At 70.3% G+C, this 13,333-nt stretch carries 11 protein-coding genes and 1 pseudogene; 8 read left to right on the top strand and 4 right to left on the bottom strand.

The window, feature by feature from the left end:
- Positions 1–86 precede the first annotated feature (86 nt).
- The 4 genes from ACW9J6_RS27015 to aat all read left to right on the top strand — a co-directional run bounded on the left by ACW9J6_RS27015 (position 87) and on the right by aat (position 3,586).
- Entirely contained in the window at positions 87–860 is a 774-nt protein-coding gene (locus ACW9J6_RS27015) for a DsbA family protein (protein ID WP_457119435.1), read from the top strand.
- Positions 861–999: 139 nt separating this feature from the next.
- On the top strand, positions 1,000–1,479 hold the full coding sequence (accB, locus tag ACW9J6_RS27010; protein WP_457119434.1) for an acetyl-CoA carboxylase biotin carboxyl carrier protein: 480 nt from the start codon (positions 1,000–1,002) through the stop codon (positions 1,477–1,479).
- 10 nt (positions 1,480–1,489) lie between these two features.
- Positions 1,490–2,845, top strand: coding sequence for an acetyl-CoA carboxylase biotin carboxylase subunit (gene accC, locus ACW9J6_RS27005; protein WP_457119433.1), 1,356 nt, complete (start codon positions 1,490–1,492; stop codon positions 2,843–2,845).
- A gap of 69 nt (positions 2,846–2,914) precedes the next feature.
- A complete protein-coding gene (gene aat / locus ACW9J6_RS27000; protein ID WP_457119432.1) occupies positions 2,915–3,586 on the top strand; it encodes a leucyl/phenylalanyl-tRNA--protein transferase in 672 nt (223 codons plus the stop codon).
- 1,134 nt (positions 3,587–4,720) lie between these two features.
- Here the strand turns inward: aat and ACW9J6_RS26995 are convergent.
- The 3 genes from ACW9J6_RS26995 to ACW9J6_RS26985 all read right to left on the bottom strand — a co-directional run bounded on the left by ACW9J6_RS26995 (position 4,721) and on the right by ACW9J6_RS26985 (position 8,718).
- Entirely contained in the window at positions 4,721–5,611 is an 891-nt protein-coding gene (locus ACW9J6_RS26995) for an amino acid ABC transporter substrate-binding protein (RefSeq protein ID WP_457119431.1), read from the bottom strand.
- Positions 5,612–5,613: 2 nt separating this feature from the next.
- Positions 5,614–6,897 (bottom strand): dicarboxylate/amino acid:cation symporter, encoded by a 1,284-nt coding sequence (locus ACW9J6_RS26990; RefSeq protein WP_457119430.1) that lies wholly within the window; start codon positions 6,895–6,897, stop codon positions 5,614–5,616.
- Between the two features lie 156 nt (positions 6,898–7,053).
- On the bottom strand, positions 7,054–8,718 hold the full coding sequence (locus ACW9J6_RS26985; RefSeq protein WP_457119429.1) for a 4Fe-4S dicluster domain-containing protein: 1,665 nt from the start codon (positions 8,716–8,718) through the stop codon (positions 7,054–7,056).
- Between the two features lie 206 nt (positions 8,719–8,924).
- Between ACW9J6_RS26985 and ACW9J6_RS26980 the strand changes: the two genes are divergently transcribed.
- The 3 genes from ACW9J6_RS26980 to moaB all read left to right on the top strand — a co-directional run bounded on the left by ACW9J6_RS26980 (position 8,925) and on the right by moaB (position 11,358).
- Positions 8,925–9,767, top strand: a complete 843-nt coding sequence (locus tag ACW9J6_RS26980; protein WP_457119428.1) for a uracil-DNA glycosylase — start codon at positions 8,925–8,927, stop codon at positions 9,765–9,767.
- 89 nt (positions 9,768–9,856) lie between these two features.
- Positions 9,857–10,759, top strand: coding sequence for a KPN_02809 family neutral zinc metallopeptidase (gene ypfJ / locus ACW9J6_RS26975; RefSeq protein WP_457119427.1), 903 nt, complete (start codon positions 9,857–9,859; stop codon positions 10,757–10,759).
- A 53-nt stretch (positions 10,760–10,812) separates the two neighbouring features.
- The gene (moaB, locus tag ACW9J6_RS26970; protein ID WP_457119426.1) at positions 10,813–11,358 is read left to right on the top strand and encodes a molybdenum cofactor biosynthesis protein B; all 546 of its coding nucleotides are present in this window, start codon (positions 10,813–10,815) and stop codon (positions 11,356–11,358) included.
- On the opposite strand, the gene ACW9J6_RS26965 is transcribed toward moaB, so the two are convergent.
- On the bottom strand, positions 11,359–11,877 hold the full coding sequence (locus ACW9J6_RS26965) for a hypothetical protein (RefSeq protein ID WP_457119425.1): 519 nt from the start codon (positions 11,875–11,877) through the stop codon (positions 11,359–11,361).
- Between the two features lie 111 nt (positions 11,878–11,988).
- Between ACW9J6_RS26965 and ACW9J6_RS26960 the strand changes: the two are divergent.
- A pseudogene (locus ACW9J6_RS26960) lies at positions 11,989–13,108 on the top strand (PA0069 family radical SAM protein).
- Positions 13,109–13,333 lie beyond the last annotated feature (225 nt).

Below are 13,333 nucleotides of genomic sequence, written 5' to 3'. Positions count from 1 at the left end.
GCACGCCGCGAAACCGCCTAACCACGCGACTATCGCTGCGTCCGCGCGACGCCCGCCGTCCGCCCTAGACGCCCACGAGGACGATGATGCTGCCCCTTTCCCGCCTCCTGCCCGCGCTCGCCCTCACGGGGGGCCTCGCGCTCGCCGCCGCCCCGACCCGGGCCGAGGCGCCGATGACCGACGCGCAGCGCCAAGCCATCGAGGGCGTGATCCGGGATTACCTGCTCAAGAACCCCGAGGTGCTGCAGGAGGCGATGGCCGAGCTGGAGAAGCGCCAGCAGGAGGCCCAGCGCCAGGCCCAGGCCAGCGCCCTCAAGGAGACCCGGGACGTCCTGCACAACGCCGCGACGAGCTACGTCGCCGGCAACCCGAACGGCGACGTCACGCTGGTCGAGTTCTTCGATTACAATTGCGGCTACTGCAAGCGGGCGCTCGGCGACGTCCAGGCCATCCTCAAGAGCGATCCGAAGCTCAAGGTCGTGCTGAAGGACTTCCCCGTGCTCGGCCCGGACTCGGTCGAGGCCAGCAAGGTCGCGCTCGCGGTGCGCCAGCAGCTCAAGGGCGACAAGCTGTTCGAGTACCACACCAAGCTCTTGGAGACCCGCGGCCGCGTGAACGGCGAGCGGGCGATCCAGGTGGCCAAGGAGATGGGCGCCGACATCGCCCGCCTGCAGAAGGACATGCAGGCCCCCGACGTGCAGGCGGTGCTGCAGGAGAATGTCGGGCTCGGCGACAAGCTCGGCCTGTCGGGTACGCCCGCCTTCATCATCGGGGACGAGGTGATCCCGGGCGCGGTCGGCGCGGACCCGATCCGCAAGACGATCGCGGGCGTGCGCCAGTGCGGCCACGCCACCTGCTGAGGCGGAGGCCGTCCTCCGGTCTATCCCAGCCCCGGCCGATCGGGTAAGAGCGCGCTCCGGCGCCGGCCAAGACCGGCGCCGAGCGTCGCGGTGCCCTACATCCCGCGGGCTCCCTCGCCACAGAGTCGATTGCCCGAGCATGTCCAAGCAAGAGCCCTTCGATCCCGATCTGGTGCGCCAGCTCGCGACCCTGATCGCCGAGACCGACCTGACCGAGATCGAGGTCGAGAAGGGCGACCTGCGCATCCGCGTCGCCCGCGAGCGCATGGCGGCCACGTTCCAGGTGCCGGTCGCCCCGCCGGTGGCGGCGCCCCCCCTCCCGGCGGCGGCCGTGCCCACCACCGTCCCGAGCGCCGAGGCCGACGCCCGGGCGCTGGCGGCCCATCCGGGCGCGGTGCTCTCGCCGATGGTCGGCACCGCCTACCGGCGCCCGTCTCCGGAGGCCAAGCCCTTCGTGGAGGTGGGCGCGCGGGTCGAGAGCGGCGCGCGGCTCCTCCTCGTGGAGGCCATGAAGACCTTCAACGACATCGTGGCGCCCCGCGCCGGCACCGTCACGGCGATCTTCATCGAGGACGGCCAGCCGGTGGAGTTCGGCGAGCCCCTCCTGGTGATCGAGTAGCGGCGGAGCGATGTTCGACAAGATCCTGATCGCGAACCGGGGCGAGATCGCGCTGCGCGTGCTGCGGGCCGCCAAGGAACTCGGCATCGCCACCGTGGCGGTCCACTCCACGGCCGACGCCGACGCCATGCACGTGCGGCTCGCCGACGAGAGCGTCTGCATCGGCCCGCCGCCCGCCCGCGACAGCTACCTCAACATCCCGTCGATCATCGCGGCCTGCGAGATCACCGGGGCGGACGCGGTGCATCCGGGCTACGGCTTCCTGTCGGAGAACGCGCGCTTCGCCGAGGTGCTCGGCCATCACGGCATCGCCTTCATCGGGCCCAAGGCCGAGCACATCCGGGTGATGGGGGACAAGATCGAGGCCAAGCGCACGGCGACGCGGCTCGGCATCCCCTGCGTGCCCGGCTCCGACGGCGGCGTCACCGACCCGGACGAGGCGCGGCGGGTCGCGGCCGAGATCGGCTACCCGGTGCTGATCAAGGCCGCTTCCGGCGGCGGCGGCCGCGGCATGAAGGTCGCGCGCTCCGAGGACGAGTTGGAGACGGCGCTGGCCACCGCGCGCACCGAGGCGAAGGCCGCCTTCGGCGACGACGCGGTCTACATCGAGAAGTACCTCTCCAAGCCGCGCCACATCGAGGTGCAGGTGCTGGGCGACGGGCGCGGTGGGGCGATCCACCTCGCCGAGCGCGACTGCTCGCTGCAGCGCCGCCACCAGAAGGTCTGGGAGGAGGGTCCCTCCCCGGCGCTCAACACCGAGATGCGCGAGCGCATCGGCGGCATCTGCGCCCGGGCCATGCAGGAACTCGGCTACACGGGCGCCGGCACGATCGAGTTCCTGTACGAGGACGGGCAGTTCTACTTCATCGAGATGAACACCCGCATCCAGGTGGAGCACCCGGTCACGGAGATGATCACCGGGATCGACCTCGTGAACGAGCAGATCCGGGTGGCGGCGGGCGCCCCCCTGTCTGTGCGCCAGGAGGACGTGCGGGTCGAGGGCCACGCCATCGAGTGCCGCATCAACGCCGAGCACCCGGCGACCTTCCGGCCCTCGCCGGGCACCATCACCTACTTCCATCCGCCGGGGGGCCTCGGCGTGCGGGTCGATTCGGCGGCCTTCCAGGGCTACAGGATCCCGCCGCACTACGACAGCCTGCTGGGCAAGCTGATCGTGCACGGCCGCACCCGGACCGAGTGCCTGATGCGCCTGCGCCGGGCGCTGGACGAGTTCGTGGTCGACGGGGTCGACACCACGCTGCCGCTCTTCCGCACCCTGGTGCGCAACCCCGACATCCAGAACGGCCTCTACGACATCCACTGGCTGGAGGAGTTCCTGCGGACCGGGGGTCTCGAAGCCGGCTGACGCCGGAGCCGTTTGCAAGGGCCGCCCGCCCCGTGGAGAATGCGGACCTCTCTCGACCGGAAGCCCTCGATGCACGGCAGCGTCTTCGTCGAGATCACGCCTGAGATCCTGCTCAAGGCCTACGCGGCCGGCATCTTCCCGATGGCGGAGGATGCCGACGACCCGGCGATCTACTGGGTCGAGCCGCGGGAGCGGGGCATCCTGCCCCTCGACCGCTTCCACGTGGCGAGCCGGCTCGCCCGGACCCTGCGCTCGGACGCCTACGAGGTGGCGGTGGACCGGGACTTCGACGCGGTGATCGCCGGCTGCGCCGCGCCGCGCCGCGAGAGCGCCCGCACCTGGATCAACGGCCGCATCCGCGCCCTCTACGGCGAATTGTACGACCTCGGCTACTGCCACACGGTCGAGGTCTACGGGGGCGAGCCGCGCGCGCTGATCGGCGGGCTCTACGGCGTGTCGCTGGGCGGCGCCTTCTTCGGCGAGAGCATGTTCCACTTCGCCCGCGACGCCTCCAAGATCGCCCTGGTCCACCTCGCCGCGCGGCTGCGCCGCGACGGCTACCGCCTCCTTGACGCGCAGTTCGTGACCAGCCACCTCGCCCAGTTCGGCGCCACCGAGGTGCCGCGCCAGGTCTACAAGCGCCTGCTGCGCGAGGCCGTCGAGCATCCGGCCCGCTGGGACCCGACGCCGCTCACCGGGGCGGAGGCGCTCGCCTGGCTGTCGCAGGACAAGCCGGGATAGTTCGGCTGTTCCAGGTCCTATATCATCGTGAAAACGCTCCGCCGGCGATAAAGGCTCGGCGGAGGAAGTCGAAGACTGTGCCGAGAGCGGCCCCGGCCTCGATGGTCTGGCACGCAATCGAGTCTCTGTACAGAGATCGACTGGGTCTCAGCTTCGGATGAGCGAGGCAGCGGCGGCGGAGCGCGTTTGATCATAAGCTTTTCTTAAATTGGCGAGCGACGCGCGAAGCGCTCCCGCTCTGGGCAGGAATGTCCGTGGAAAATAAGAGGGGCTTCTCCCCTCTCCCAAGTGGGTTAGCCGATTCACAGAACGCAAAAAATACAGATATGGAAGATACTTACGTCGACACATGAGACGACACACGACGGTTCCCGGGTGTGGCGCGGGGAACCCCTCTCCCGTGCGGGCTAGCGTGTTCACACTTCGCCTATCTGCATGAAAAAGCTCTTCTTTCACAGTTACTTGAACGGAACTGAGGAGACCCGCGGGATCCCCTCTCCCGTGCGGGAGAGGGGTAGGGGTGAGGGTCCCGGACCGTGCCGTCATCAAGCTTAGACTGTCGTGCTGGCAGCAGGACACGTCAGAATACTTGCTGAACCACCTGGACCCTCACGCGGGATCTCCGATCCCCTGCCCCTCTCCCGCACGGGCTTGCGGATTCACAGAGCGCGAAAAATAAAAACAGGGCAGATACTTGCGTCGACACACGATGGTTCCCGGATGTGGCGCGGGGAACCCCTCTCCCGTGCGGGAGAGGGGCAGGGGTGAGGGTCCAGGTGGTTCAGCAAGAAGACTGAAGTGTCCCGCCGCCAGCACGACAGTCGCCGCTTGATGACGGCACGGTCCGGGACCCTCACCCCTACCCCTCTCCCGCACGGGAGAGGGGATCCCGCGGGTCTCCTGGGTTCCGTTCAAGCAACTGCGAAAGAAGCGCTTTTTTGATGCCGGGAGGCGAAGTGTGAACACGCTAGCCCGTGCGGGAGAGGGGATCCCGCGCGAGCTGGAATGGCACAACTTTCTACCAACGTAGCGCTTTTCAAAGACGAAAGCGCACGACGAGAGACCTCCGGTCTCCTCGATCAGCCATACCCCCTGCGGAAGGTCACGCGTCGCGCGACACCCCACGCCTGTGCCTCACTCGTCCAGGCCGAGCACCTGGAAGCTCGTCCGCAATTCGTCGGACATCGGAACGTTGAGCCGCGCCCCGCCCGGCAGCCGCTTGAGGAACCACTTCTCGTACATCCAGCGCAACTCCCGGCTCTCGGCGAGGCGCGCGAAGGTGCCGGCGACCACGGCGGCGAGGGCCGGGTCGTCCTTGCGGAACATGATCCCGTAGGGCTCGAAGGAGAGCTTGTCGGGCAGGACGGTGAAGCCCTGGCCCGCCTCGCCGGCGCGCGCGATCAGCCCGTAGAGCAGAACGTCGTCGAGGGCGAAGGCATCGGCGCGGCCGTCCCGGACCATCGCGAAGGATTCCGCGTGGTCGCGCCCGGTCAGGATCTGCGCCTCGAGCTTCAGGCGCGCCAGGAGCGCCCGCACCGCCCCCTCGTTGGTGGTCCCGGCCGTGACCACCACGCGCTTGCCGCCGAGATCCCGGTAGGAGGCGATGGTGGAGCCGCGCGGCACCAGCAGCTTCGTCGCGCTCACGAAGGTCACCGGGGAGAAGGCGACGCTGCGCCGCCGCTCGGCATTGGCGGTCGTCGAGCCGCATTCGAGATCGATCGTGCCGTCGACCAGGGCCGGGATGCGGTTCTCCGAGGTCACCGGCGCGTAGCGCAGCGCGAGGTCCTCGCGGCCGATCGCCTTGCCGATGTCGTCGACGATCTCCTGGCAGAGGTCGATGGCGTAGCCGACCGGGTGATCCGCCCTCCCCTCCTCCAGGTACGAGAAGGGAATCGAGGCGGTCCGGTAGCCGACGACCACCGCGCCGCTCGCCGCCGCCTTCTGGAGCGTGCCCGTCAGCACCTCGACGGCGCGGGCGGGTGCGGCGGCGAGAAGGGCGGCGAGCGCGACGGAGAGGGCGCGCATCGCTACTCCGCCGGTTCGGGCAGCGGGCTGACGTCGCGGTCGAGGCGGTGATCGGTCAGGGTGAGCTGCCCCTCCCACTTGGCCACCGCCACCGTGGCGACGCTGTTGCCGAGCACGTTCGTCGCCGAGCGCCCCATGTCGAGGAACTGGTCGATGCCGATGATCAGCAGCAGGCCCGCCTCCGGGATGTGGAAGGTCGAGAGGGTCGCGGAGATCACCACCAGCGAGGCGCGGGGCACGCCCGCCATGCCCTTCGAGGTCACCATCAGCAGGAGCAGCATGGTCAGCTGCTGGCTGAGCGTCAGCGGGATGTTGTAGGCCTGGGCGATGAACATCACCGCGAAGGTGCAGTACATCATCGAGCCGTCGAGGTTGAACGAGTAGCCCATCGGCAGCACGAAGCTGGTGATGCGGTTCGGCACCCCGAAGCGTTCGAGGTTCGAGAGGGTCTTCGGGTAGGCCGCCTCGCTCGACGCGGTCGAGAAGGCGAGCACGAAGGGCTCCTTGATCAGGTCGAGGAGGCGCCGGATGCCGCCCCCGCCGACGAGGGCGAAGCCGGCCAGCACCAGGAGCCCCCACAGCACCGCGAGGCTGAAGTAGAACTCGACCATGAACTTGCCGTAGGTGATGAGGACGCCGAGCCCCTGGGTGGTGATGGTGGCGGCGATCGCCGCGAAGACCGCGACCGGCGCGAACATCATCACGTAGCCGGTGATCTTCAGCATCACGTCGGCCAGCCCCTCGATGCCCTCCGCCAGCGCGTGTCCCTTCTCGCCCAGCGCGGCCAGCGCCACCCCGAAGAACACCGAGAACACCACGATCTGCAGGATCTCGTTGTTCGCCATCGCCTCGACGGCGCTCTTGGGCACGAGGTGGGTGACGAACTCCTTCAGCGACAGCGAGGCGGCCTTGAGGTTGGTGGCGGCGCCGACATCCGGCAGGGGCAGGTTGAGGGCGTCGCCCGGCCGCAGCAGGTTGACCATCACGAGCCCGAGCAGCAGCGAGCACAGCGAGGCGCCCACGAACCACAGCAGCGCCTTGCCGCCGACCCGCCCCACCGCGGCCGTGTCGCCCATGTGGGCGATGCCGACCACCAGCGTCGAGAAGACCAGGGGCGCGATGATCATCTTGATCAGCCGCAGGAAGATGTCGCTGATGAGCGAGATGTAGCCCGCGATCTCCTTCGACGTCTGGGGATCCGGCCAGGCGATGCTGCAGGCGTAGCCGACCGCGATGCCGAGCAGCATCCCGATGAAGATGAACGTGGTCAGGCGTGAGGATCGCATCGGAGGCCCTCCCTCTCGCCGACGGCGCGGCGCATCCCGTGACTTCACCTCAGAGTTCAAGCACGAAATGAGCCAAGCGCAAGCGGTGGTTTTCTTAAGAGGAGTCGCGCCCGCCGTGATTCCCTCCCCCGCAGAGGGGGAGGGTCGCAGTGCCGGCTACATGTTCACGTAGTTCGGCCCGCCGGGACCCTCCGGGGTCACCCAGTTGATGTTCTGGTTCGGGTCCTTGATATCGCAGGTCTTGCAGTGGACGCAGTTCTGCGCGTTGATCTGGTAGCGCGGCGCGCCGCCCTCCTCGATCCACTCGTAGACGCCGGCCGGACAGTAGCGGGCGGACGGGCCGCCGAAGACGTCGTGCTCCGAAGTCTTCTGCAGCCCCATGTCCTTCACCTGGAGGTGGACCGGCTGATCCTCCTCGTGGTTGGTGTTCGACAGGTAGACCGAGGAGAGCCGGTCGAAGGTGAGGACGCCGTCCGGCTTCGGGTACTTGATCGGCGTGACGTCCTTGAGCGGCTTGGTGCAGGCGTAATCCGGCTTGCCGTGCTTGAGGGTGCCGAACAGGGAGAGCCCGGCGAGTTCGTTCAGCCACATGTCGAGGCCGCCGAGCCCGACGCCGACCAGCGTGCCGTATCGCGACCACAGCGGCTTGACGTTGCGCACCCGCTTGAGGTCGTAGCCGATCTCGCTGTCGCGCCAGCCGGTGTCGTAGTCGGTGATCTCGTCCTGGCGCCGGTCGGCGGCCACGGCGGCGTGGAGCGCCTTGGCCGCCAGGATCCCGGACAGGATCGCGTTGTGCGAGCCCTTGATGCGCGGCACGTTCACGAATCCCGCCGAGTCGCCGACCAGGCAGCCGCCCGGGAAGACCAGCTTCGGCACCGATTGCCAGCCGCCCTCCATGATCGCGCGGGCGCCGTAGCCGATGCGCTTGGCACCCTCGAAGACCTCGCGGATCATCGGGTGGGTCTTGAAGCGCTGGAACTCCTCGAACGGCGACAGGGTCGGGTTCTCGTAGTTCAGGTGCGTGACGAAGCCCACGGACACGAGGTGATCGTCGAAGTGGTAGAGCCAGGAGCCGCCACCGGCCTTGTTGGGCAGCGGCCAGCCCATCGTGTGCTGGACGAGGCCGGGGCGGAACTTCTCCGGCTTGACCTGCCACAGCTCCTTGACGCCGAGCCCGTACTTCTGGTGGTCGGAATGCTGGTTGAGCTTGTAGCGGTCGATGACCCGCTTGGTGAGCGAGCCGCGGGCGCCCTCGGCGAAGACCGTGTAGCGGGCGCGCAGTTCCATGCCGCGGGTGAAGTCGTCGCGCGGCTTCCCGTCCCTGGCGATGCCGAGGTCGCCGGTGGCGACGCCCACCACGGCGCCGGCCGCGTCGATGAGCACCTCGGCGGCCGGGAAGCCCGGGTAGATCTCGACGCCGAGCTCCTCCGCCTTGCGGCCGAGATACTTGCTCACGTTCGAGAGCGAGCCGACGAAATTGCCGTGATTCGACATCAGGCGCGGGAAGGCGACGTTCGGCAGAGAGAGGCCGCCCGCCGGGCCGAGGAACATGAACTCGTCCTTGACCACCTCGGTCTTCAGGGGACGGTCGGGGTCCTGGCGCCATTCCGGCAGCAGGCGGTCGAGGCCGACCGGGTCGATCACCGCGCCCGACAGGATGTGCGCGCCAACCTCGCCGCCCTTCTCCACCACCACCACCGACACCTCGGTGCCGGCCTCGGCGGCGAGCTGCTTCAGGTGGATCGCCGTCGCGAGCCCGGCCGGGCCCGCCCCGACGACGACCACGTCGAAGTCCATCGCCTCGCGTTCCGGCAACTCCATCCGTCCCCTCCCTCGCGTCTCGCATCCCGGGTCGAGATCGTTCACATATAAACTATCTCGCGCAGGCTCAAGCGGTTCCAATCCCCGGACCGTGCGACTCCCCGGCCCGCGGCGCAAGCCGACGGAGGGGCCGCGCGCACCGTGCCGCACGGGAGAGTCCGCGCCCGGCCGTTGTCCACAGCCGAGAGTCTTGCCACATCGGGAGGATGACGGACGACCGCGACCTCCTCGCCTATCTCGATTTCCACGTCGCGGCCGGCGTCGACGCGGCGCTGGACGAGGCGCCGCACGACCGTTTCGCCGAGAGCGCGGTCCGCGCGCCCGCCCGGCCCGCGCCGGAGCCCGAGGCGCCCCCGCCGCCGCTGACCTCGGCCCGGCCCGCCGCGGCGCCTCGTCCGAGCGCCCGCGCCAGCACCTTCGGCCGCTCGGCCGCCGCCGAGCCCGGCGAGGCGGCGGGCGACGCCCGCGAGCTCGCCCGCACGGCCGCCTCGCTGGAGGAGCTGGAATCGCTCCTCGCCCGCTTCGAGAGCTGCCCGCTGCGCTTCACCGCCAAGAACCTCGTCTTCGCGGATGGCGAGCCCTCGGCCCGGGTCATGTTCGTGGGCGAGGCGCCCGGCGCCGACGAGGACCGGGTGGGCAAGCCCTTCATGGGCCGCTCGGGCCAGCTCCTCGATCGGATGATGGCGGCGATCGGCCTCGACCGCACCAGCGCCTACGTGGGCAACGTGGTGCCCTGGCGTCCGCCGGGGAACCGCAACCCGACGCCCCAGGAGATCGCCACCTGCAAGCCCTTCATCGAGCGGCAGGTGGCGCTCGCCGATCCGGACTTCGTGGTCTGCCTCGGCGGAGTCGCGACGCAGACGCTGGCCGGCACGACGGACGGGATCCTGAAGTCGCGCGGGCGCTGGTACCCGTACCAGACGGGAACGCGCGAGATCCGGCTCCTGGCCACGCTCCACCCCGCCTACCTGCTGCGCCAACCGCTGCAGAAGCGGCTCGCGTGGCGCGACTTCCGGGCGCTGCGGAGCGCCCTCGACGCGGCCGGCTGAAGCGGAACCGTGCCGGGCGGCGTCGATTACTCTTGAGCCCGGAGGCCGGCCCGCGTAGCCGTCCGGCCGGAGCCAACGGGTGACGGACCATGCGCTGGGAAGACTTTCGGACCTCCGAGAACATCGAGGATCGCCGCGGCGAGGGCGGAGGCGGCGGCTTCGGCTTCCCGGGCGGCGGGGCCGGCGGCCTCGGCATCGGCACCATCGTGATCCTGTGCATCATCGGCTGGGTCACGGGCATCAACCCGTCGATCCTGATCGGCGGGGCCGAGACCCTGAACCGCACGCGGGCGCCGCAGGAGCAGCGCCAGGCTCCGGAGGGGCAGCGCCGCACCGGCGCCCCCACCGACCAGAGCGGCCGCTTCGCCGCCGCCATCCTCGGCAACACCGAGGACGTCTGGAGCCAGGTGCTGCCGAACCAGACCGGCCACCAGTACACGCCGACCACGATGGTGCTCTACCAGGGCGGCACGCGCAGCGGCTGCGGCATGGCCCGGGCCGCGATGGGGCCGTTCTACTGCCCGCTCGACAAGAAGGTCTATCTCGACACCTCCTTCTTCCAGGAGATGGAGCAGCGCTTCCACGTCAAGGGCGACTTCGCCTACGCCTACGTGATCGCCCACGAGGTCGGCCACCACGTTCAGGACATCCTCGGCATCCTCGGCAAGGTGCAGCAGAAGCAGCAGCAGGTCGACGAGCGCAGCTCGAACCAGCTCTCGGTGCGCATCGAGCTGATGGCGGATTGCCTCGCGGGCGTCTGGGCCAAGAACTCCGACGAGCGCTTCAACTCCATCCAGCAGGGCGACGTCGAGGAGGCGTTGGCGGCCGCGAACGCCATCGGCGACGACCGCCTGCAGAAGCAGAGCCAGGGCTACGTGGTGCCGGATTCCTTCACGCACGGCTCCTCGGCCCAGCGCATGCGCTGGTTCCAGACCGGCTTCCGCAGCGGCCAGACGCAATCCTGCGACACCTTCCGGGCGGCGCAGCTCTAGGGAGGAGCCCTCCCCCGTCTGCGGGGGAGGGTTCACGCGGCGGAGTTCACCTCATGCCCCTCGACACCAGCCGTCCCTTCATCCCCCTGCGGATCGCGGTGCTGACCGTCTCGGACACCCGCAGCCTCGCGGAGGACCGCTCCGGCGACGCCCTGGCCGGCCGCCTCACCGAGGCCGGCCACGCGCTCGCCGCCCGCGCCATCGTCCGCGACGAGGTCGAGGCGATCCGCGGACAGGTGCGCGCCTGGATCGCCGATCCGGCCGTCGATGCCGTCATCACCACGGGCGGCACCGGCTTCACCGGACGGGACGTCACGCCCGAGGCCCTGGAGCCGCTGTTCGAGAAGCGCATGGACGGCTTCTCGGCGATCTTCCACCGCCTCTCCTACGACAAGATCGGCACCTCGACCCTGCAGTCGCGGGCGACCGCCGGCGTCGCCGGGGCGACCTACGTCTTCGTGCTGCCGGGCTCCCCCGGGGCCTGCCGCGACGCCTGGGACGGGATCCTGGCCGCTCAGCTCGACTACCGGCACCGGCCCTGCAACTTCGTCGAGATCATGCCGCGCCTGGACGAGCACCTGCGCCGCGGAGCCGGGTGACTACTCGCGCAGCAGCGCGCCGTTGAGCCGCCGCACCCGCTGCCGGGCGCCGAAGGGCAGCCCGGCGGCCAGGGCCTCGCGCCGCACGACGTCGCCGGCCCGCACGCGGCGGGTGCCGAGCCACGCCTCCCAGCGGGCGGCGAGTCGGGAGAGGCGGGGAGCGTGGCCGCGCCGCAGCCGCCCCACGGCGAGCGTCGGAGGCGCCGTCCCGGCGAAGCGGTCGAGGGTGCGGATCCAGCCCTCCGCCGGCAGATCGCCCGCCTCCAGGCAGAGCAGCCAGGTGCGGCGCGCCACCGCGGCGGCCGCGAGCCAGGGATCGGCCCCGCGCGCCACCAGGGCCGCGCCGGTGCGGTCCGCCACCAGGGCGAGGTCGCGGTCGTCCGGGTCGCGCGCCACGATCACCGCGTCCCCGATCACCCCCGCCGCCACGCCCTCCACGAGGGCCGAGAGGGAATCGGCCAGCGCCTCGATCGCTTCGGGCCCTCCCGCGCGGGCGACATGGACGACAGCCGTGAACATCGGGCGCCCTTAACAAAGTCGCGCAACGCCGTCCTGCCTCGATGCGCGGCAATTGCCGATGTTCTCTTTATGTTCTAGTATTCCGCCGTGGGATCGGCCGGGGAGCGGGGCGTGGTCAGGACGGGCGGGGATGATGGGGCGGGTCCGCGGCTCGCGGAGTCCACGCCGCCGGCGGAGCGTCGGCGCGGCCGCGGGGCCACCGCGAATCCGACCGGCCGCTTCGAGCCGGCCCGCCGCGAGGCATTCGCGGATGGCTGGGAGCGCGAGGACGACCTCCCGGCCCTGCGCACCGAGGTGGTCGCGGAGCGGGCGCGCACGATCATCACGCGCAACGACTCGCCCGACATCGGCTTCGACCGCTCGATCAACCCGTACCGGGGCTGCGAGCACGGCTGCGTCTACTGCTTCGCGCGTCCGAACCACGCCTACGCGGGGCTCTCGCCGGGCCTCGACTTCGAGACGAAGCTCTTCGTCAAGCCGAACGCGGCGGATCTCCTGGCGCGGGAACTCTCGGCGAAGGGCTACCGGCCGCGGGTGATCGCGCTCGGCACCGCGACCGATCCGTACCAGCCGATCGAGCGCCACCACCGGGTCACTCGGGCGGTGCTGGAGGTGCTCGCGCGCTTCAACCACCCGGTCGGGATCGTGACCAAAGTCCGACCTCGTGCTGCGCGACATCGACCTCCTCGCCCCGATGGCCGAGCGGGGCCTCGTGCGGGTGGCGGTCTCGCTGACGACGCTGGACCCGGTCCTCGCCCGGCGGATGGAGCCCCGCGCCCCGCGCCCCGAGAAGCGCCTGGCGGCGATCCGGGCGCTGGCCGCCGCCGGAATCCCCGTGATGGTGCTGATGGCGCCGCTGATCCCGGCCCTCAACGACCACGAGATCGAGGCGCTGCTCGCCCGCGCCCGGGAGGCCGGGGCGAGCGAGTGCGGCAGCGTGCTGCTGCGCCTGCCTCACGAACTCGCCGACCTGGTGAGGGACTGGTTCGCCGAGCATTATCCCGACCGCGCGGCGCGCAGCTTCGCCCTCCTGTCGGAGGCCCGGGGCGGGCAGGTCTACGACGCCACGTTCGGCCGGCGCTTCACCGGGACCGGCCCCTATGCCGGGCTCCTCGCCGAGCGGGTGCGGCGGGCGGCCCGGCGGCTCGGCTTCGCGGAGGAGCGCCGCTCCCTGCGCACCGACCTCTTCGCGGTGCCGGCGCCGGACTCACGGCAGTACCGGTTGCTCTAGACGGAGAGACACCGCCCTGGATGGAGAGCGGCGCCTCGGACAGCCAGGACGGCGCGCGGGGTCCCATCAAGCTCCCCTTTTCCGGATCTCCTTCCGCTGACGCTCCAGTCGTCCGGAAAAGCGGGAGCCCGTCATCGCGCGGGCGCCTCACGGTGTCATCCGCCAGGGCCGGTGACGCCGGGGACGAATCAATGCGCCGTCCCGCCACGATGACCCGCGCGCCCC

This window comes from Methylobacterium sp. JK268 (genome assembly GCF_054052225.1).
The sequence above is the reverse complement of the archived record's forward strand: the minus strand, read 5'-3'. Positions and strand labels throughout refer to the sequence as shown.